Raw genomic sequence first — 18,984 nt, forward strand, 5'->3', positions numbered from 1 at the left:
CGGGCGCTGGGATCCCTCTCAGCTTACCCATGCCGACGGGGTCGAGCGGCGATGGTCGGCGGGCCGGTGAGGGAGCCAATAGAATAGACAAGATCACTGTTGTCCATTCGGCAAGGAAGTCCCTATGAGCGAGATCGGCGCCAACATCTCCATCGGAGTCCTCGCGGCCATCGTCGTCATCCTCATCTACCTGCTGGCGGCCAAGGTCGGGAAGTGGCAGCCCGCCCCGGAACACCGCGGACCAGGAGGCCAGGGATACGGACAGCCGGGCTACCCCGAGCAGGGCAGCCCGCGAGGCTACGGCCAGCCGCCGCGCCGTCGGGACGTCCGCGGCTACAGCGCCGACGAAGCCGAGACCCGGGTGATGCCGACCGCAGACGCCGACGAGAAGGCCACGACGGCCGAACTCGCCCAGAACATCGCCTACTCGGGGCAGATGATCGCCCAGAACCGGCGCGCGGCCACCTCCTCGTCGGGCGACACGCTCGCGGTGTTCACCTACATCCTCGGTGCCGCGCTCCTCGCCGCGATCGCCTTCGTCTTCTTCAACAACCTGCTCCTGCCGGCCACCGTCGGTGCCCTCGTCGGGGCGATCGTCTGCGTCGCGCTGGCGGCGACGTACACGATCAAGTCCCTGGACTTCTGGCCGGACAATTCGACGATCACGATCATCAACCTCGGCGTGGCCCTTGCTGCCGCCCTCGTCATGTACATCGGCGCCTCCCGGACCGAACGCGACCGGATGACGCTCAACTCGATCATGGACTCCTTCGACCCGCTGCCGATGAGCGAAGGGTTCTCGGGATTCGCCGCGGCCGTCGGCGACCGCGTCGTGAGGTTCTTCACCGACTACGGCTTCCTCGGCTTCGTCTTCCTCCTCTTCATGGCCGTCGGCTGCATCATCGTCGTCACCCTCGCCGCGAAGTCCCTCATCGACGTCATGGACTGGCGGATCTTCGCCCAGTTCGGCCGCAACGTCACCGACCGTCCGATGGCGTATTCGCGGGCCGAACGGTTCCAGGCCTCGAAGGTCTCGCACACCGTGACCTCGATCGTCCTCGCCGGCATCGCCGTGCTCTGCGCGACCGGGCTCGCCTACGACGGATTCACATGGTTCACCCGCTGACCCCGGCACACGCGCCCGAGGTCCCGGCACAGGCGTCCGGGGTCCCAGCACACGCGCCCGGGGTCCCGGCACAGGCACCCGGTGGCGAGGTCGGCCGCACCTGCTCCCGCGATCTCGGTCCCCCGGGTTCCCGGCGCTGAGAACGATCTCAGCAACCGCGCGCTAGGATAGTCCCCGGACTTCCTCCGCCCGACAGCGCCCACCCCGCGCGGGAAGGCGGCCAAGGCAGACGTCGACGAACGACCCGAAAAGGGATGAGAACCTCAATTGGCGAACGGCAACGCAACTTTCCGGCACTCGAACGTGGCGCTTCTCGGTCTGGCCGAGATCGTCGCCCCGAATGAAGTGACCTCCCACGAATTCGACGAGCGCCTCGCCGATACCCTCACAACCCTCGGCCTGCCCACGGGTCTCCTCCAGCGCGTGGCCGGTGTCGAGGCCCGCCGCAACTGGGACCAGCCGAGCGACTTCGTCGCCGGTGCCGTCGCCGCCGGCGGCAAGGCGCTGGCCGAGGCTGGAGTCGAACCGTCGGCGATCGGCCTCATGGTCAACACCTCGGTGACCCGCGAGCACCTCGAGCCGTCCGTGGCCGTCGGCGTCCACGCCGGGATCGGGCTGGGCCCGCACGCGATGAACTTCGACATCGCCAACGCGTGCCTCGGGTTCGTCAACGGCATGACCCTGGCCGCGAACATGATCGACGCCGGCCAGATCGACTACGCTCTCGTCGTCGCCGGCGAGGACGCCTCCCGCGTGCAGGAGGCGACCCTGCGCCGCCTCACCCGCTCGGGCATCACCCGGGAGGAGTACCTCAACGAGTTCGCCTCCCTCACCCTCGGCTCCGGAGCCTCCGCCGCCGTCCTCGGACCCGCGGACAGGCACCCGGAGGGCCACCGCATCCTCGGCGGGATCACCCGGGCGGCCACGCAGCACCATGAGCTGTGCGTCGGTGACCACAACGGGATGTTCACCGACACGAAGGGCCTGCTGGCCGGAGGGATGGAGCTCGTCGTCGCCGCATGGGAGGAGGCGCACGAGAACGGCTGGGACTGGCGGAACATGGACCGCTACGTCATGCACCAGGTCTCCGACGTCCACACGAACTCGATCACCCGAGCCGCCGGCCTCGACCCGGAACGGATCCCCGTGACCTACCCGGAGCTCGGCAATGTCGGCCCTGCGTCCCTGCCGATCACGCTCAGCCGGGAGGTCGAGACGCTCCAGCGCGGAGACCGGATCCTCTGCATGGGCGTGGGATCGGGGCTCAACACCGCCATGACCGAGATCGAGTGGTAGAGGAATCCATGAGGCACCCTGCACGGCCGGCAACGACTCCCCCGACGCTGCCCGAGTGGGATCCCGCGTGGTCCCGGATCGTCACGGCGCAGACCGCTGACGGCCCCCACGACTTCCACGTCCTCGACACGCTTGCGTCCCTGCAGGCCGAGGGCATCGAACCCGAGGGCACGATCCTCGCCCTCCACGGCAATCCGACATGGTCATACCTGTGGCGTCGGCTCGCCGCGGTCAGCCTCGCCTCCGCCGCCGACGGGGGACGTGCGTGGCGGATCATCGCCCCCGACCAGCTCGACATGGGCTTCTCCGAACGGCTGCCGCACGATGGTCTGCCGACCCCTCACGGCGCCGAGGTGCGTCGGATCTCCCAGCGCATCGCCGACTTCGACGCCGTCGTCACTCCTCTCCTCGCCGAGGCGGGGACAGGCCATCCCGTCGTCACCCTCGGCCATGACTGGGGCGGGGTCCTCTCGCTCGGCTGGGCGGCGCGGAACCGCGACCGGGTCGACGCCGCGATCAGCCTCAACACCGCCGTCCACCAGCCGGAGGACGCACCGATCCCCGCACCCCTGCGTGCGACCTTGGCAGGTCCGATGCTGCCGACGGCGACCGTGCTCACCGATGGGTTCCTCCGGGTGACGCTGCGCCTCGGCGACCTCTCCCCCGAGGTCCGCGCCGGCTTCCGCGCCCCGTACGAGTCCGCGGCCCAGCGGCATGGGATCGGCGGCTTCGTCGCCGACATCCCCGTCGACGAACGGCACCCCTCCTACGATGAGCTCCAGCGCATCGGTGCCGACATCGCCGCCTTCGACCGTCCGGCGCTGCTCGTCTGGGGGCCGAAGGACCCGGTCTTCCTCGAACGCTATCTGCGGGATCTGCGCGGGCGCCTGCCGCACGCTGATATCCACCGCTTCGAACTCGGCTCCCATCTCGTCGGCGAGGACTGGGACGTGCCGGGCACCGTCCTCGAATGGCTCGACGCGCAGTTCCCGACGACCACTGCCGTCGCGGACAATGAGGCGAGCGCCGCGGACAATGGGTCGAGCGTCGCGGACAATGGGGCGAGCGCCGCCCCCGGGTCGACCGCCTCGGCGCCGGTCGGCACATCCTCAGCCACAACCCGCCCGGTCACCGCGATCCTCGACGCCCGCCGCGACGACGAGGCGATCGCCTCGGTCGACTTCTCGAAGGACCCTGCCCAGCAGATCTCCTGGCGCCACCTCTGGCACGTCACCACCGCGATCGCCCACGGCCTGCGCGACCTCGGCGTGCAGCCCGGCGACCGGGTCTCGATGCTCGTCCCGCCCGGCAACAACCTCACCGCCGCCCTCTACGCGTGCCTGAAGATCGGCGCGGTCGCCGTCGTCGCCGATGCCGGCCTCGGTCCGGCGGGGATGACCCGGGCGGTCACCTCGGCGGACCCGCAGTGGATCATCGGCGAGCTGCCCGGTCTCGGGCTCGCCCGCGCGTTCGGCTGGCCGGGACGCCGGATCTCGGTCTCCCCGCTCGGGAAGGTCCAGCGGAGGGTCTTCGGCACCGAGACGAGCCTCACCGAACTCTCCCGCACCCCGATCTTCGGGGACCTGCCCACCCCCGGGCCCGACGCCGATGCCGCGGTCCTCTTCACCTCCGGGTCGACGGGTCCGGCGAAGGGCGTGCGGTACACGCACGGGGACATCGCAGCCCTCGCCGAGGTGCTCACCCGGGTCTTCGACGTCCGCGAGGGCACCGGGCTCGTCGCCGGCTTCCCGCCCTTCGCCCTGCTCGGACCCGCCATCGGGGCCACCTCGGTGACCCCGGACATGTCCGTGACGAAGCCGAAGACGCTCACGGCCACGGCCATCGCCGACGCGATCATCGCCGGGAACGCGACGATGGTCTTCGCCTCACCCGCCGCGTACCGGAATGTCGCCCGAACCGCCGGTGAGCTCGACGATGCCCAGCGGGCGGCGTGCGCGGGCGTCGACCTCGTCCTCTCCGCCGGGGCGCCGGTGCCGCTTGAGCTCATGGAGTCGATCGCCGAGGTGTTCCCGAATGCGTCGATCCACTCGCCGTACGGGATGACTGAGGGTCTGCTCCTCACCGACATCGACGCGGCCGGGGTGGCTGCGGCCGAGGCCGGATCCGACCTCGGCGTCTGTGTCGGCACCCCGATCGACGGAGTGACGCTGGCGCTCGCGCCGATCGACGAGTCGGGGTTCGCCTCCGACGATCTGCTCACGGGCGCACAGGCGCAGGGTCGCCTCGGCGAGTTCGTCGTCAGTGCCGCGCATCTGCGCTCGGGGTACGACAATCTCTGGCGCACGACCGCGCACGCGGGGCGGGACCGCCTCGGCGGGAAGGACTGGCACCGGACGAACGACATCGGGCACATCGACGATGCGGGCCGGATCTGGCTCGAGGGCCGCCTCCAGCACGTCATCACGACACCGCAGGGACCGGTCGGTCCTGGCGGACTCGAGGCCCTCATCGACACGGACGGTCAGGTCACCCGCAGTGCCGTCGTCGGTGTCGGTCCGATCGGGACTGAGGCGCTCGTCGCCGTCCTCGACGCCGAGGGCACGGACCTGCGTCCCGGGCTCGCTCCGCTCGAGCTCACCGCACGGCTGCGCGAGCTCGTCGCTGGGACGGGGGCCGATCTCGCCGCCGTGCTCGTCGCTCCGAGCTTCCCGACCGACATCCGCCACAACTCGAAGATCGACCGGACCCGGCTCGCGCAGTGGGCGGAGCGGGTGCTCGCAGGTGAGGGCGTGCCCCGGCGCGTCTGAGGCTCAGCCGCCGGCCGCCGGCCGTCGCCCGACACCCGATCCCGAACCGTCCTCCCGAACCGACTGAGGAGACCACCATGCAGATCACCGTCACCGGCGCCTCGGGCCTCCTCGGGTCCTCCGTCGCCCGCGCGCTCGTCGCCGACGGTCATGCCGTGACCACCCTGCAGCGGCGTCCGTCCGGAGTCGACGACGCCCGGGACGTCCTCGGGTCGGTGACCGATCCGGCGGCCGTCGCCGAGGCGGTCGCGGGCGCCGAGGCGATCGTCCACCTCGCGGCGAAGGTGTCGATGATGGGCGATGCCTCCGAGTTCGAGGCCGTCAACATCGGGGGCACGGCCACACTCGTCGAAGCCGCCCGCGCCGCCGGGGTCCCTCGGCTCGTCCACATCTCCTCACCGTCGGTCGCCCACACGGGTGACTCGATCGTCGGCGACGGTGCGGGTCCGGCATCGCCGGAGCACGCTCGCGGTGAGTACGCGCGGACGAAGGCCGCAGGCGAACTCATCGCGCTGTCCGCCGACTCCCCCGCTTTCCGCGTCCTCGTCCTCCGCCCCCACCTCATGTGGGGACCGGGCGACACACAGCTGACGGAGCGGGTCATCGACCGCGCGAGAGCGGGCCGGATGCCTGTTCTCGGGTCGGGGGCAGCACTCATCGACACACTCTTCGTCGACAACGCCGTCGAGGCGATCGTCGCGGCCGTCGCCGCCGTCGATGAGCACCACGGGGAGGCACTCGTCGTCACGAACGGCCAGCCGCGTCCGATCGGCGAGCTCATGTCGCGGATCGCGATGGCCGGTGGGGCCGCGGAGCCGAGGCTGCGGATCCCGGTCGGACCGGCCCTGGCCGCAGGGTCCGTCGTCGAGCGGGTGTGGGCCCTCGGGGAGCACGACGACGAGCCGCCGCTGACGCGCTTCCTCGCCGAGCAGCTCTCGACCGCGCACTGGTTCGACCAGCGCAGGACGCAGGAGGTGCTCTCATGGCGCCCGCGCATCAGCATCGAAGAGGGGCTGACCATCCTCGCGGAGCACTACGCGGGCTGAGCTCCGCTCTCGCGCACGCTGCGGTCCGGCGCGGCGGCCGAGCCCTCCCGCACAGTGCGGCAGTTGCTCAGGTTGTTGCCGCACAATGGGCCCATGACCGCGACACGGTCGTCTCCGGTCGTCCTGCTCGCAGGCGTCCCCGGGGCCGGCAAGACCGAAACCCTCAAGGAGATCCGGAGTCACGCCCCGTGGCTGCGGATCTCGGACCCGGAGTCGGTCCGTGATGTCCTGCGCCGGGTGCTGCCGTGGCTGCCGTACCCGGTGGCGCGGCCCTTCGTCCACACCATCGCTCACTTCGCGGCCCTGTTCCGTCTCCTCCGCCGAGGTGACCGCCCCCTCATCGTCCACGACCCGGGGACCCGCCGGTGGAGTCGGCGGCTGCTGCTGTGGCTCGCGCATCTGCGCGGGCACCCCGCCGAGGCGGTCTTCATCGACGTCGACCGCGATGACGCTCTGGCCGGTCAGGAGCGTCGCGGGCGGATCGTGCGCGGACCGGCCTTCGACCGGCACTGGCGGCGGTGGACTCAGCTGCGCTCACGGATGGTCGCCGGTGAGCAGCCGGGACCGGGCGAGAGGTGGGCCCGGATCGTCCTCACCACCCGCGACCGGGCCGTCGACGATGTGCTCGCCCTCATCGACCACGCCCCGCACTGAGCCCCGCGATTCTCTGGTCGCTCCACCGTGGTGCGGGTGCCCGAATCGGCTCAGCCGCCTCGGCGGAGTGACCAGTCAATCAGTAGGAGACCCGGTGCGGTGACCAGGGAATCAGGCTGGGACGACCACGGTCCTCACCGCAGCGAGCGCACCTCACCGTGACGAGCGCGTATCTCCATCGGTGCCTCCGTCGGAGGCTGCCTCCGAGGCGGACGAAGCATTCCTCTCATCGTCGAGCACGTCGACAGACATGCCGGGCTGACCGACCGGCGGAGACTCGAGGGAGGAGCCCTGCGCCGAATCGTCCCTGTTGTCGTCGGTGACGGCGCTGTCCTCCCGCTCGCGTTCGCGCTCGGCGGCCTCCCGCGCGTGATCGGGTTCGATGTCGTCGACCGTCTCGGCGTCGGCCTCGGCGCGCTCCGCCTCTTTCGCCTCGGCCGCCCGCTTCACCGCGGTGTCCGGGGCCTGCTCGGTGCCGGACAAATCAGCGGGACCAGCGTCATCGCCGACCTCACCGAGCCGTGCTTCCGGCACCGGTGGCGCTGCGGTGCCCGGGGTCTCGGAAGCCGTTCTGCTCGGATCCGATGCTGTGCTTGATCGATCAGGCCCGGCGCTCGGCTTCTCGTCGTCACCGGAGGTCACGCTCTCCGCGTTCGACTCCTCGGCCCCGGCGGGCGGTGCGTCCGAAGCCCCGGCAGCGGAAGAGGTCTCCGCGGCGTCCGAAGCCCCGGCGGCAGAGGTATCGGAGGCCCCGCTCGAGGACGGGGCCCCCGCGGACTCGGACGAGCTGTCGTCCCTGACTCCCGCCTCGGCGGCGAGGCGGGCGCGTCGATCCGCACGGGCCTGTGCGCGTTCCTCGTCGCTCATCCTCGGTGCTCCCGGGATGCCTTCGCGCTGGCTGGGACGCACGGTCTCCCAGATGAGGAGGATGATGACCATCGTGATGCCGACGATGCCACCCATGGACAGCGAGTTCCACGGTCTCGGCAGTGAGAAGATGCCGGTGAAGGCGTTGACGACGAACAGGGCGACGATACCGACGATGAGAGCGATCAGATAGCGCATCCTCCCATTGTGCCCGTCGATGGGAGCGAATACCGGGAGCCGGAGGTAACGGTTGGGCACCCCCACCTCGGCGAGGGACTGTGCCATGGGTCACAATGGGACAATGAATGCGATCTCCCGCCCCACCTACGACGATGTCATCGCAGAGATCTCCGCCGACCCCGGCGAGTACTGGCTCGAGCAGGCCAGGACGCTCATCGACTGGGTGAAGGAGCCGACGAAGGCCGTCGACGACTCCGCCGCACCGATCTACCGGTGGTTCCCCGACGGCGAACTCAACGTCTGCTTCAACGCCCTCGACCGTCACGTCGCGGCCGGCCGCGGCGACCAGGCCGCCCTCATCTACGACTCCCCCGTCACGGACACCGTCCGCACGATCACCTATGCGGAACTCCTCGACGAGGTCTCGCGCTTCGCCCGCGCCCTGTCCGACCGCGGCGTGGGCAAGGGCGACCGCGTCGTCATCTACCTGCCGATGATCCCCGAGGCTGCCGTCGCGATGCTCGCGTGCGCGCGGATCGGGGCGATCCACTCCGTCGTCTTCGGCGGCTTCGCCCCAGCCGAACTCGCCGTGCGCATCGACGACACCGCCCCGAAGGCCGTGATCTCCACCTCGGCGGGGGTCGAACGCGGACGGATCCTCGAGTACAAGCCGATGCTCGACGAGGCGATCGACCTGGCGGAGTCGAAGCCCGAGTTCACCGTCATCGTCCAACGCGACGAGCATAGGTGCGAGCTCGGCGAAACCGACCTCGACTACGCCGAGCTCCTCGCCGCCACCTCCGAGGGCATCGACCCGGTGACGGTGAAGTCGACCGACGAACTCTACGTCCTCTACACCTCGGGCACGACGGGAAAGCCGAAGGGCATCGTCCGCGACTCCGGCGGATACGCCGTGGCCCTGGCCTACTCGATGCCGCACATCTTCGGCCTCGAACCCGGGGACACGATGTTCACGGCCTCCGACGTCGGCTGGGTCGTCGGGCACTCCTACATCGTCTACGGGCCGCTGCTCGCCGGCGTCACCTCGGTGTTCTTCGAGGGCAAGCCGATCGGCACCCCGGATGCGGGCACGTTCTTCCGGATCATCGCCGACCACGGGGTCAACGTCCACTTCACCGCGCCGACCGCGATGCGCGTCATCCGCAAGGAGGATCCCGACGGCAGGCTCATCGGCCAGTACGACCTGTCCTCGCTGCGGGCCTCGTTCCTCGCCGGGGAGCGCCTCGACCCCGATACGTACGAGTGGACGACCCGGATCCTCGCCGAGGCGACCGGCCGCGACATCCCCGTCGTCGACAACTGGTGGCAGACCGAGACCGGCTGGCCGATCGCGGCCAACCCGCTCGGCCTCACGCGCTTCCCCCTCAAGGCGGGATCCCCGACGAAGCCGGTGCCCGGCTACGACATCGAAATCGTCGACCCCGGCGGCGCCCCGGTTCCCGCCGGCCAGGAGGGTCTCATCGTCATGAAGCTGCCGCTGCCGCCGGGGACGATGGCGACCGTGTGGGGCGATGACTCCCGCTTCGTCTCCTCGTATCTCTCGGCCTTCGACGGCTACTACCTCACCGGCGACTCCGGCTACCTCGACGAGGACGGCTACGTCTACGTCATGGGACGCACCGACGACGTCATCAATGTCGCCGGCCACCGGCTCTCAACCGGGGTGATGGAGGCCGTCATCGCCTCCCATCCGGCCGTCACCGAGGCGGCCGTCATCGGCGTCCACGACGAGACGAAGGGTCAGAGCCCGCGTGCCCTCGTCGTGCTCGGCGACTCCGCCGAGGCGGTCGATCCCGACGAGATCGCCGCAGAGCTCGTGGCGATGGTGCGGAAGGAGATCGGTCCGGTCGCCGCGTTCAGACAGGTCGACATCGTCTCGGCGCTGCCGAAGACGCGTTCGGGGAAGATCCTGCGCAAGACGATGCGCGAGATCGCCGACGGCGCCGAGAACCCGGCCGTGCCCTCGACGATCGAGGACCGGTCTGTGCTCGACGCCCTTGAGGACGTGCTCCGGCGCGGGTGACTCCCAGCGGGCTCCTGGGCGGACGCTCGTCGGGCCGGGCGCGGCGGCAGGCCTCCGTCGATCTCCCACCGCCGCGTGATCCCCGTCAGTCCCGGGACTTCCTGCCCTGCTCGAACCCGGCGGCGAAACCGCGCTCGTAGGCCTCCTCGCGTCCCCGAGCGCCGGAGTCGGAGCCGCGCATCCATTGGGCGAAGAACTCACGCGGGTCGGGGTCGAAACCGCTGCGCGGATCGAATCCCCACCGGCCGCGCCGGCCGCGGCCCCGAGGCCCGAAGCCGTCGCACGACCCGTAGCCTTCGCGCGACTCCCGGTCGCCGCGGCGGCCGAAACGGCCGTCCGTGTCGCGCTCCCCGCCTCGGCGGGACCAGCCGCGTCCGTGCCCGAACGCGGTGCGCGGATCGAAGTCGTCATCGTCGGCTGAGACGTGATCGCGGTGCTCGCCGTCACGGTCTCCCGGGTATGCGCGCGGTTCGGACCCGTGGGGACCGAAGCGGCCAGGACCGAAGCCGCGGTCACGCCCGAATCGGCGCATCCGCTCCTTGAACGCGCGGCGGCTCTCCTCGTCGCCTCCGAGGGCGTCGATGAGCTTCGTCAGCGTGGCGTTGACGGATTCGATCTCCTCCTCGGTGAGGATGTCGTCGATCTTCGCGCTCACTCGATCCCGCAGCTCCCGCATGCGGTTGCGCAGCTCCTCGTCGGACGCCCGGTCGGTGGGGTCCTCATCGGTCCACGCGCCGTCGTCGACGACCTCGTCGTCATTGCGACGGCCGTACCCGCGCAGATCACGCGGGTCGATGCCCGCGTCGTCGAGAGCCCCGAAGAACTCCCTGCGCAGCGACCGACCGGCCTGCCTGAGCAGGTGGGCCAGGTGCGGGGCATCGTCGCTGACTTCGTGGTCGAGCGGCCGGTCCTCGTGGTCGAGCGGCCGGTCCTCTGACGTCGCCTCCCCGTCGGAGGGAATCGGATCCGCACCGTCCTCCGGCGCGGACGAGCGGCCGAATCGGACGGATCCATCGGTCGCCTCTGCTCCGTCGTCGGCCCCCTCGCGTCCGCCGTCACCGGCGGTCGCCGATGACGAGCCCTCGGGTGTCGCGGACGACGAGCTGTCACTCGTGTCGTCATGGAGGTCGTCGCGGCGGTCGTCATGGTCATTCTCGTTGTGGTCGTGGGTGGTCATGTCATCTCCTTTAGTTGTCATCTGACATGTATATGCATAATGACATGCACCGTGAAACATGTCAACAGACATGTAAAATCGAGGCATGACGACAGACAGCTCCACGGAGAAGATCGCCGAGGCGCTCACCCGCCTCCAATGGCGACGGGGCTTCCGCGGTCTCTCCGGCCACGGACGACACGGCGACCACGGCGGGGGCCCGAATCCGTTCGGCGGCCCCAATCCCTTCGGCGGGGACGGCCCCTTCGGAGGTCTCTTCGGCGAAGGAGGCCCGTTCGGCAAGGACGGCCCCTTCGGCGGGGACCGCGCCTCCGGCCGCGACGGAGACCACGGCCACCCAGGCCGCGACGAGTGGCGGGAATGGTCGCGCCGCCTCGGCGGTCGCCTCGGGGGACGCGCACAGCTGCGCCTCCTCATCGCCCTCGCCCAGGTCGGGCACGCGATCGGGGTGAGCGCCCTCGGGGAGGCGATCGGCGTCGATCAGCCGCGCGCGTCGCGTCTCGTCTCCCAGGGCGTGGAGCTCGACCTCGTGCGGCGCGAAGCCGATCCCGATGATGCGCGGCGCACGCTCATCGCCCTCACCGAGAAGGGGCGGGCGATCGCCGACCGCTTCCTCGGCGCGCAGAGGGAGAGCGTCGATGTCGCGCTCGACTCGTTCACCGACAAGGAGCGCGAGATGCTCGCCGACCTCCTCACCCGCCTCGCCGACGCCTGGCCGAGGTGAGAGACCCCGACGGGGCGTTGAGCGCTCGGGTTCAGCCTTCGGCGAGAGCCTTGAGACGCTCCATCGATGCGAGCAGCGTCTCCACGGTCGTCGACTGGGCCCGCGGAAGGCGTTTGGGATCGCGCAGCCGCGTCCAATCGTAGGTCTGGCGCACGAGCACAGACTCGTCCCCGGCGGCCTCGATCTCCCAGATCCACGTGTGCCCGAGCGGAGGCTCACCGACCTCCGAGGGCATCCACGCGATGCGGCGGCCCTCGACGAAGTCGACGACGTGGTTCTCGCGCTCGACGCCCTTCGTCAGCGTCGTCACGAACGATCCGCCCGTTTCGGTGACCCGTTGGCCCGAGGCAGCCGATCCGAGGTTGTCGTTTCCGTCCCACTCCGGCTGCCTGGCCGGGTCGGCGATGAGTTCGAAGACCTCGGCAGCAGGGGCGTCGACGGTGATCTCGGCGCTGACGACCTTGAGTGCGGGGTCGATCGCATCGAAGACCGCTGCATCGTCGGATCGGTTGGGGTCGGTCATCTCGGTTCCTTTCGGCCGGCGGCGCGGAATCTGCGCCCTGCCGTCAGACTACCCCGACCCCGGCCGAGGCGGTCCGAGCGTCGACTCCAGAGCGCTCAGTCCTCGATGGCTCGGTCCTGGCGATCGGCGCGGGCGGCCGCGGTGCTGAATCGGGTGAAGAGCCTCGAGGAGTCGCTCGAGAGCGAGAGGAGCACGCCGACCTGAAGGGCGACGGTGATGAGCGAGTACATGTTCGTCGCGATGCTCCGATCGCCTGTGAGGTAGTTCGTGAACGAGATGACGACGGAGATCGTCGAGAGGGTGAGGATCCACAGTCTGGCCCGGTTGCTGCCGCGGAAGACCGAGATGGAGGCGATCACCTGGATGACGCCGATGATGAGGCTCAGTCCGACGAGGACGCCGGCGACGATCCGGGTGACGACCTCGGTCTCGGACGCTGTCACCTCGACGCCGACTCCGGCGACATCCGCCCGCAGGCGATCCCAGTCGAGGAGGATGCTGAGCACGTCGGTGGCCTGGAAGATGAGGAGGACGAGCACTAGGCCCGCGCCGATGAGCGTCTGCAGGGGTCGCCTGCTCCACAGGGTGCGGGCAAGGGCCGAGACCGAGTGGGCGTCCTGGTCGATCTGCGTGGCGTCGAGGGCGAGGTCGAGCCGTTCGGGGTAGTCCTCGGCATCGGTGGTCACCCTGCCGACGTCGACGATCGGCAGGTCACCGTCGGTGATGATCGCGTCGCCGCCGCCGTTGCGCGAGTGGTAGCCGGTCGAGAAGTCCCTGACGACGTCGACGCTGATCTCAGGGTCCGCCTCGGTGACGGTCCTGACGATGTAGTCGCGTTCGATGTCGGTGTTCTCCTCGATCTTGTGGGTGACCTGGAGGGTGAAGAGGGAGAGTCCGACGCTCTTGTCGTAGGTTCCTGCGGCGAGCCAGTCGGCCTGCAGTCCGCCCGGCAGCAGCCAACCCGACGGGCACTTCCAGAAGCGGACGTGATGGCGCTGCCCCGGATCGCCGTCGACTTCCTGCTGGTAGGCGAAGTCCTGCCGCCGACCGAAGAGCATGAGCGGGGAGACCGGCGCCTCGGGGTAGCTCGACCTCGCCACGGTCGACCGGATGATCCCCCACGTCGATGCCGCCGTGATGTCGTCGGCGAGCGTCCACCCTGCCGCCTTCATCGCGTGATGGATCTGCGCCTCCTCGCCCCGCCACGCGAGGTTGACCGGATCGCCGAGGAGTCCGTCTGAGGTCCGGGTCCGGCCGATGAAGTAGTTGGGGACGTAGATCTGGGAGAGGATGCGGTGCAGGCGCGGCAGCGCGAGGTAGGAGACGACCGCCCAGAGCACGAGCAGGGTGAGGACCTGCCACCATCCCAGCGAGAAGCCCTTGAGGAGGATGAGGAGGGCGAGGAAGAGGGAGGCGACGCCGCCGAAGAGGAAGAAGAAGTAGTCGAGGATGCCGGTGACGGTGAAGTGGTGTCGGCGGAACACGAAGGACTGCCGGCGGCGGTTGGGTCCGCGCTCGGGGGCCTGCTCGGGAGGGGGATCCGCGGAGTGGGCCTGGGGATTCATGGGTCAAGTCTAGCGATGTCGGCCGGTCTCGGCGCTGGTCCTTCTCCGTCGCCGCAGGGCCGCCTTCGCGGTCTCCGCGGTCTCCTGCTCCGCATCATGGGTGAGTCCGGTGAGCAGGGCCTCGGCCTGAGGGTCCGGGATCTCGATGAGCACCTGGAGGACCCGGAAGCGCACATGGGCATCGGACGAACGCAGGCGCTCCCGCAGCGCAGCCATGATCGAGGCGCCGACGGAATCGCCGGTCGGTTCGCCAGTGTCCTCGCCGGTCGCCGCCCCTGCCCCGTCGACGACCGGAACCTCCACGCCGTCGACCGGAACCTCCACCTCGTCGCGGGACGGCGCATTCGCACCTCCTGCCGGGGGCACCTCTGCGAAGTAGCCGGCGAGCGCCTCGGCTGCGTCGATGTCCTTCTCATCGCTCATCGCGACCTCGAGGAGGATCGGCACGGCGACGGGATCGCGCATGTCCCCGAGGGCGAGTGCGGCGACCGTCATCACCTCTAGGTCATCGTCGCGCAGCGCCTCCCGCATGTGAACCGCCACCGCAGTCGCGACCGCGACGTCATCCGCCGAGGCGGTCCTGCGGATCTCGTCGAGCGCGCGGATCGCGTTGCGCCTGACAGCGGGTTCGGCGGAGCGGAGTCCCGTGGAGAGCGGCTCGACGGCGTCGGTGCCGACCTGGGCGAGCGCCCACCGCATCGCGCCGGCCGCATTCGGCACGGCTTCGTCGAGCACGGCGCGGGAGAGCGACTCGACGGGCACGCCGAGGTCGACGCCGCTGCCGAGAGCGGCCTTGTGGCGCTGGATGACGTCACGCGACTCGAGGGAGCGCATGAGATCGATGGTTCCGAGCAGGCTCTCGCCGTCGGAGCGGCCCAGCCCCCGGATCTCCTCGAGGCGTTCGAGCAGTCTCCGCTCGGTCTCGATCCTCTCGTGTGCGGCCGCGATGAGGTCGGTGACGAGCGCCGAGGCGTCGAATCCCGGTTCGGCGAGGAGGCGGCCGACCTCGGGCAGAGACAGGCCCAACCTGCGCAGACCCTCGATGTGGAAGATCCGGCCGATGTCGCTCGGCGAGTACTCGCGGTACCCGTTCGACCCCCGGGCACTCGGGGTGACGAGGCCCAGAGTCTCATAGTGGCGCAGCATGCGCGCGCTCACACCCGATCTGCGGGAGACCTCTCCGATGCGCATCGCCACCTCGCTCTCCGCGCAGAATCCCGGTCCGCGGCTCCGGTGTCCGCCCCGGCTCACGCGGACGTCGCCACTCTCTCGGTCGTCGCGCTATGGTCTCGCGAGAGCACACAGCACTCTACTCGCTGGGCCACGACGGTCAGAGTCCTGTGCCCGACGGTTCGGAGGAAGGAGTCCGAGGCATCGGCCATGCGCCACGGTGGTCGAGCTTGCCCCTCTCGACCACCACACGCATCCGACCGACCCTTCCCAAAACCGGTTCAGGCCGATGCCTCGGACCCCAGTGCGACCACCCGCTTGGCCTCGTCCATGGCGTGGGCGAAGCCGGCGTCGGGGTCATGGAACATCGCCACTGTCGCCAGAGCGTGTGTCCGCACTGTTTCTTCCTCTGCCCCCACCCTGCCATCGACCACTGACACGACTTCGTCGCCGAGGGCGACGAGTGCCCGGCTGAGGCTCTTCTGCATCTCGACGTCACCTCGCCCCAGCTGCGTGACCAGGGACGATGCAAGATCTCGGTGTCGGTCTCCCGGCACCAGACGAACCGCGGCCCTCCACGCACTGCGGGCCGCCTCGGCGTCGGCATGGGCGATGAACCGCAGACCCGACACGGACGGGTCGAGGGCGACCCAGCCACGCGGATCCCCGATCTTCGACAGCGAATGCAGGGCCTGGCTCTGGGCCTGAACGGAATCGGACTCGAGCTCGGCGAGGAGGCGGGGCACGACGAGGTCGGCAGGCAATCGGGTGAGCGCCCAGGTGAGCATGTCGCGGACGAAGAAGTCCGGTTCCGTCCGGCTGCGTTCGATCAGGACGTCGAGGTGGTCGGGGTCGGCGTGCGTTCCGATCGTCATCGCGGCCTGCAGTCGCTGCTGCGCACTGCCCAGCCGCAGAGCGCGGGCCACATCCTGTACTCCTGTCTCAAGCGATGCTCCCGCACGTCCGTCCTGCGGATGGTTCTCTGTCATGGCTTCCGCCTCCTTCACCTCCCAGTGAAGACCTTGACAGCGTGTCAAGGTCAAGGACGGCGGGGGAACTCGGCTCCGAGTCGGTCTACACTCGGACTCAGCGGCACCCCGTCGCCCGAGCGGACACCGTGGACCCCCGCGGACACCGTGAACCCGCGGGGACACAGAACAGGCGACCCGACCCCCCGCATCGACCAGGACACGGCTGAGGAGAGAACCCGTGGACAAGATCGATCTCAAGAAGACCCTCCCCGGCTACCGAGCCAAGCGAGGGGCGTTCTCGACGGTCGACGTTCCGCCGATGAACTACCTCATGATCGACGGCCACGGCGATCCCAACACCTCGCCGGAGTTCACCTCGGCGGTCGCATCTCTCTATCCGCTCGCCTACACGCTGAAGTTCCTCAGCAAACGGGAACTCGAGCGCGACTACGTCGTCCCACCCCTCGAAGGCCTGTGGTGGGCCGAGGACATGAGCTCCTTCACGACGGCCCGCAACAAGGCCGACTGGGACTTCACCCTCATGCTCGCCGTCCCCGAGTGGCTCGACGGATCCCACGTCACCCGGGCCGCCGAGGCGGTCGCCGCCAAAGCCGATCCCCCGCGTCTCAGTGACGTCCGGTTCGAGACCCTGGTCGAGGGAACCGTCATCCAGACCCTCCACATCGGACCCTTCGACGCCGAGGCCGAGGTGCTCGCGCACATGCACGAGTCCGTCATCCCCGAATCGGGATACGTCTGGACGGGGCGCCACCACGAGATCTACCTCAGCGACTCCCGCCGGACGGCACCGGAGAGGATGCGGACGATCCTCCGGCAGCCCGTGGAACCGGTGCAGCCTCGGTGAGGCGCGGAGGAAGCTCAGTCTCCGCTCGTCCAGCCTCCGGTCACCGCGCTCGGCGAAGGCTGCACCGTCTGCACCGATGCCGGAGGGTTGTTCACCTCGGCGCCGGAGTTCACCCCCGTGGACACGACGACGACAAAGAACACGACGGCGACGACGATGAGCATGACGACGAACGCGACCCCAGCGACGAGGAGGCGGGCAAGCGGAGTGAGACGACGACCGTAGGGCATGTCCAGAGCCTACGGCGAGAACTCCGACTCCGGCGCCGCTGCCGCGTGGCAGTTCGGCAACACCGGGTGCCCGGTCAGCCCGGCTCCCACCGCGCCGTGATCGTTCTGTGACAAAAAGCATGGCGTGGTCACATTGACCCTTAAGTTTGTTGCATTATCGTTATATTCATGCCTCGACAGACACGACACCGCAGGGGACCCCGGTCCGTGCTCGTCGGTGCCCTGATCGGTCTCGGGGCAGCGGTCGCAGCACTGGCGATCGGTGCGGTCGTCATCCTCAATTCGCCCGTGTCCTTCGGCTCGACGACGATCAGGCAGATGCAGATGGCCTCGGTGAACCAGCTCAACCAGCAGCAGATCGACAACGCCCGCCTCATCATCGCCGTCGGACGCGGCGGCGGATTCGACGACGAAGCGATCCGGATCGCGCTCATGACCGCGCTCCAGGAGTCCTCGCTGCGCAACATCTCCCACGGCGACCGGGATTCCGTCGGCCTGTTCCAGCAGCGCCCCTCGCAGGGATGGGGCGATCCGTCCGAACTCACCGACCCGGTGTTCGCGACGAAGTCCTTCTACGGCATCAATCCCGAGATCGAGAATCCCGGGCTTAATCAGATCGAGAACTGGGATTCGATGACTCCGACGGAAGCCGCTCAGGCCGTGCAGCGTTCGGCGTATCCGAACGCGTACGGGCAGTGGGAGTCGCTCGCCGACGATCTCATCGGCAGCCAGGACGACGTGGAAGCGCTCCACTGACAGGCGCTACACTTCCCTGGTGAAGTTCGCCAGCCCCCTCCCCATCACTGCCCTCTCAGCCGCCGCGGTCATCGGACTCGGCGGCTGCTCCGTGCTCCCGTCCTCCGCCGGAGCGGCCGACGGTCCCTTCCCGCAGACGATCGACTCGCCCTACGGGACGACGACGATCGAGGACGCACCGACGAAGATCGCGGTGGCCAGTCCGACCGACCTCGACATCGCGCTCGCGCTCGGTGCCGAACCGGTCATCGCCCCGGCAGCCGACGGCGATGACGAGTTCAGCCCGTGGGCGCAGTCCGCGCTCGACGACTCAGGCGCCGAGGCGCCGCAGACCTACGACGGCACCGACGGCCCTGACATCGCCGCGATCACGCAGGCCGAGCCCGATGTCATCCTCGCCACCGGGCTCGAGGACGCGGGCGACCATTTCAACGACCTCTCCGAGATCGCGCCCGTCGTCGCCGCGGCACCCGACGCGACCTGGACGGACCGGACGGCAGCGGTGGCCACCGCCCTCGACGCAGCCGACGAGGCCAAGCAGGTCGTCGGCGACATCACCACCGAGGCCGAGGACATCGCCGGTCGGCATCTCGAGTTCGAGGACACGACGTACACGGTCGCCGATGTGCAGAAATCGTCGATCGACTACCTCTCCTATGACGGCAGCGACGACAGCTTCTTCAGCGGACTCGGTCTCCTCCCCGCCCCCGAGGCAGCGTCGTACTCGGCGGAGGAGCACTCGGTGAAGAAGGCGAAGGTCGACGACCTCGACGCCGATGTCCTCCTCATCCACTTCCCGGACACGGGCAAGGGGCTGCTCGACGAGTCCGACCTCGCCGACCCGTTCTACCGCGAGGTCAAGGTCATCCGCGGCAAGCACTACGCCGTCCTCAGCGAGGACGAGTTCGCGGCTCTGACGAACCTCTCGCCGCTGAGCTACCCGTGGCTGCTCGACGAGCTTCCCGACGCCATCGGCAAGGCAGAGCAGGGCGAGGCCTGAGGGCGGCTCACCGAGTCGACCG

General features: G+C 69.5%; 17 protein-coding genes. 10 read left to right on the forward strand and 7 right to left on the reverse strand.

What is annotated here, in order from left to right; translation table 11 throughout:
* The first annotated feature begins 124 nt into the window (after window positions 1-124).
* The 5 genes from ACQ1RG_RS03140 (at window position 125) to ACQ1RG_RS03160 (ending at window position 6,890) form a co-directional block, all read left to right on the forward strand.
* Window positions 125-1,126 carry a hypothetical protein gene (locus tag ACQ1RG_RS03140; protein ID WP_009378706.1) on the forward strand — a complete coding sequence of 334 codons (1,002 nt, stop codon included), beginning with the start codon at window positions 125-127 and terminating at the stop codon, window positions 1,124-1,126.
* Between the two features lie 267 nt (window positions 1,127-1,393).
* The gene (locus ACQ1RG_RS03145; RefSeq protein WP_009378705.1) at window positions 1,394-2,422 is read left to right on the forward strand and encodes a 3-oxoacyl-ACP synthase III; all 1,029 of its coding nucleotides are present in this window, start codon (window positions 1,394-1,396) and stop codon (window positions 2,420-2,422) included.
* Window positions 2,423-2,430: 8 nt separating this feature from the next.
* Window positions 2,431-5,190 carry an alpha/beta fold hydrolase gene (locus ACQ1RG_RS03150; protein ID WP_009378703.1) on the forward strand — a complete coding sequence of 920 codons (2,760 nt, stop codon included), beginning with the start codon at window positions 2,431-2,433 and terminating at the stop codon, window positions 5,188-5,190.
* Window positions 5,191-5,267: 77 nt separating this feature from the next.
* A complete protein-coding gene (locus tag ACQ1RG_RS03155) occupies window positions 5,268-6,236 on the forward strand; it encodes an NAD-dependent epimerase/dehydratase family protein (RefSeq protein WP_009378701.1) in 969 nt (322 codons plus the stop codon).
* Window positions 6,237-6,329: 93 nt separating this feature from the next.
* Entirely contained in the window at window positions 6,330-6,890 is a 561-nt protein-coding gene (locus ACQ1RG_RS03160) for an AAA family ATPase (RefSeq protein ID WP_009378699.1), read from the forward strand.
* A gap of 153 nt (window positions 6,891-7,043) precedes the next feature.
* Here the strand turns inward: ACQ1RG_RS03160 and ACQ1RG_RS03165 are convergent, their stop codons facing one another.
* A complete protein-coding gene (locus tag ACQ1RG_RS03165) occupies window positions 7,044-7,955 on the reverse strand; it encodes a pro-sigmaK processing inhibitor BofA family protein (RefSeq protein ID WP_009378697.1) in 912 nt (303 codons plus the stop codon).
* Window positions 7,956-8,058: 103 nt separating this feature from the next.
* On the opposite strand from ACQ1RG_RS03165, the gene ACQ1RG_RS03170 reads away from it, so the two are divergent.
* On the forward strand, window positions 8,059-9,981 hold the full coding sequence (locus ACQ1RG_RS03170) for an acetate--CoA ligase (protein WP_009378695.1): 1,923 nt from the start codon (window positions 8,059-8,061) through the stop codon (window positions 9,979-9,981).
* Window positions 9,982-10,066: 85 nt separating this feature from the next.
* Here the strand turns inward: ACQ1RG_RS03170 and ACQ1RG_RS03175 are convergent, their stop codons facing one another.
* Complete coding sequence (locus tag ACQ1RG_RS03175; RefSeq protein ID WP_430600492.1) at window positions 10,067-11,158, reverse strand: hypothetical protein; 1,092 nt, start codon at window positions 11,156-11,158, stop codon at window positions 10,067-10,069.
* Between the two features lie 85 nt (window positions 11,159-11,243).
* On the opposite strand from ACQ1RG_RS03175, the gene ACQ1RG_RS03180 reads away from it, so the two are divergent.
* A complete protein-coding gene (locus ACQ1RG_RS03180) occupies window positions 11,244-11,882 on the forward strand; it encodes a MarR family winged helix-turn-helix transcriptional regulator (RefSeq protein ID WP_009378692.1) in 639 nt (212 codons plus the stop codon).
* A gap of 31 nt (window positions 11,883-11,913) precedes the next feature.
* On the opposite strand, the gene ACQ1RG_RS03185 is transcribed toward ACQ1RG_RS03180, so the two are convergent.
* The 4 genes from ACQ1RG_RS03185 to ACQ1RG_RS03200 all read right to left on the reverse strand — a co-directional run bounded on the left by ACQ1RG_RS03185 (window position 11,914) and on the right by ACQ1RG_RS03200 (window position 16,129).
* The gene (locus ACQ1RG_RS03185) at window positions 11,914-12,405 is read right to left on the reverse strand and encodes an SRPBCC family protein (protein WP_009378690.1); all 492 of its coding nucleotides are present in this window, start codon (window positions 12,403-12,405) and stop codon (window positions 11,914-11,916) included.
* A gap of 95 nt (window positions 12,406-12,500) precedes the next feature.
* Window positions 12,501-13,970 (reverse strand): LssY C-terminal domain-containing protein, encoded by a 1,470-nt coding sequence (locus tag ACQ1RG_RS03190; RefSeq protein ID WP_009378689.1) that lies wholly within the window; start codon window positions 13,968-13,970, stop codon window positions 12,501-12,503.
* Between the two features lie 9 nt (window positions 13,971-13,979).
* A complete protein-coding gene (locus tag ACQ1RG_RS03195) occupies window positions 13,980-15,161 on the reverse strand; it encodes a MerR family transcriptional regulator (protein ID WP_238614664.1) in 1,182 nt (393 codons plus the stop codon).
* Between the two features lie 260 nt (window positions 15,162-15,421).
* Window positions 15,422-16,129, reverse strand: coding sequence for a HEAT repeat domain-containing protein (locus tag ACQ1RG_RS03200; protein ID WP_051995552.1), 708 nt, complete (start codon window positions 16,127-16,129; stop codon window positions 15,422-15,424).
* A 220-nt stretch (window positions 16,130-16,349) separates the two neighbouring features.
* Here ACQ1RG_RS03200 and ACQ1RG_RS03205 point away from each other — a divergent pair, with 220 nt between their 5' ends.
* Window positions 16,350-16,976: a GyrI-like domain-containing protein gene (locus tag ACQ1RG_RS03205; RefSeq protein WP_009378683.1), complete on the forward strand. Its 627-nt coding sequence runs from the start codon at window positions 16,350-16,352 to the stop codon at window positions 16,974-16,976.
* A 14-nt stretch (window positions 16,977-16,990) separates the two neighbouring features.
* Here the strand turns inward: ACQ1RG_RS03205 and ACQ1RG_RS03210 are convergent, their stop codons facing one another.
* Window positions 16,991-17,206, reverse strand: coding sequence for a hypothetical protein (locus ACQ1RG_RS03210; protein WP_009378682.1), 216 nt, complete (start codon window positions 17,204-17,206; stop codon window positions 16,991-16,993).
* Between the two features lie 168 nt (window positions 17,207-17,374).
* Here ACQ1RG_RS03210 and ACQ1RG_RS03215 point away from each other — a divergent pair, with 168 nt between their 5' ends.
* Both ACQ1RG_RS03215 and ACQ1RG_RS03220 read left to right on the forward strand, forming a co-directional pair.
* The gene (locus tag ACQ1RG_RS03215) at window positions 17,375-17,962 is read left to right on the forward strand and encodes a peptidoglycan-binding protein (RefSeq protein ID WP_205772259.1); all 588 of its coding nucleotides are present in this window, start codon (window positions 17,375-17,377) and stop codon (window positions 17,960-17,962) included.
* 19 nt (window positions 17,963-17,981) lie between these two features.
* Window positions 17,982-18,962 carry an ABC transporter substrate-binding protein gene (locus ACQ1RG_RS03220; RefSeq protein ID WP_162909082.1) on the forward strand — a complete coding sequence of 327 codons (981 nt, stop codon included), beginning with the start codon at window positions 17,982-17,984 and terminating at the stop codon, window positions 18,960-18,962.
* The last annotated feature ends 22 nt before the right edge of the window (window positions 18,963-18,984 follow it).

The organism is Brevibacterium sp. K72 (genome assembly GCF_050562175.1).
Classification (GTDB): domain Bacteria; phylum Actinomycetota; class Actinomycetes; order Actinomycetales; family Brevibacteriaceae; genus Brevibacterium; species Brevibacterium casei.

What these genes read in the sequence shown, in the direction of transcription:
- ACQ1RG_RS03185 (WP_009378690.1), bottom strand. Translation starts at nt 12,405, where the DNA reads ATGACCGACCCCAACCGATCCGACGATGCAGCGGTCTTCGATGCGATC.
- ACQ1RG_RS03170 (WP_009378695.1), top strand. Translation starts at nt 8,059, where the DNA reads ATGAATGCGATCTCCCGCCCCACCTACGACGATGTCATCGCAGAGATC.
- ACQ1RG_RS03190 (WP_009378689.1), bottom strand. Translation starts at nt 13,970, where the DNA reads ATGAATCCCCAGGCCCACTCCGCGGATCCCCCTCCCGAGCAGGCCCCC.
- ACQ1RG_RS03195 (WP_238614664.1), bottom strand. Translation starts at nt 15,161, where the DNA reads ATGCGCATCGGAGAGGTCTCCCGCAGATCGGGTGTGAGCGCGCGCATG.
- ACQ1RG_RS03160 (WP_009378699.1), top strand. Translation starts at nt 6,330, where the DNA reads ATGACCGCGACACGGTCGTCTCCGGTCGTCCTGCTCGCAGGCGTCCCC.
- ACQ1RG_RS03200 (WP_051995552.1), bottom strand. Translation starts at nt 16,129, where the DNA reads ATGACAGAGAACCATCCGCAGGACGGACGTGCGGGAGCATCGCTTGAG.
- ACQ1RG_RS03210 (WP_009378682.1), bottom strand. Translation starts at nt 17,206, where the DNA reads ATGCCCTACGGTCGTCGTCTCACTCCGCTTGCCCGCCTCCTCGTCGCT.
- ACQ1RG_RS03180 (WP_009378692.1), top strand. Translation starts at nt 11,244, where the DNA reads ATGACGACAGACAGCTCCACGGAGAAGATCGCCGAGGCGCTCACCCGC.
- ACQ1RG_RS03140 (WP_009378706.1), top strand. Translation starts at nt 125, where the DNA reads ATGAGCGAGATCGGCGCCAACATCTCCATCGGAGTCCTCGCGGCCATC.
- ACQ1RG_RS03215 (WP_205772259.1), top strand. Translation starts at nt 17,375, where the DNA reads ATGCCTCGACAGACACGACACCGCAGGGGACCCCGGTCCGTGCTCGTC.
- ACQ1RG_RS03165 (WP_009378697.1), bottom strand. Translation starts at nt 7,955, where the DNA reads ATGCGCTATCTGATCGCTCTCATCGTCGGTATCGTCGCCCTGTTCGTC.
- ACQ1RG_RS03155 (WP_009378701.1), top strand. Translation starts at nt 5,268, where the DNA reads ATGCAGATCACCGTCACCGGCGCCTCGGGCCTCCTCGGGTCCTCCGTC.
- ACQ1RG_RS03175 (WP_430600492.1), bottom strand. Translation starts at nt 11,158, where the DNA reads ATGACCACCCACGACCACAACGAGAATGACCATGACGACCGCCGCGAC.
- ACQ1RG_RS03150 (WP_009378703.1), top strand. Translation starts at nt 2,431, where the DNA reads ATGAGGCACCCTGCACGGCCGGCAACGACTCCCCCGACGCTGCCCGAG.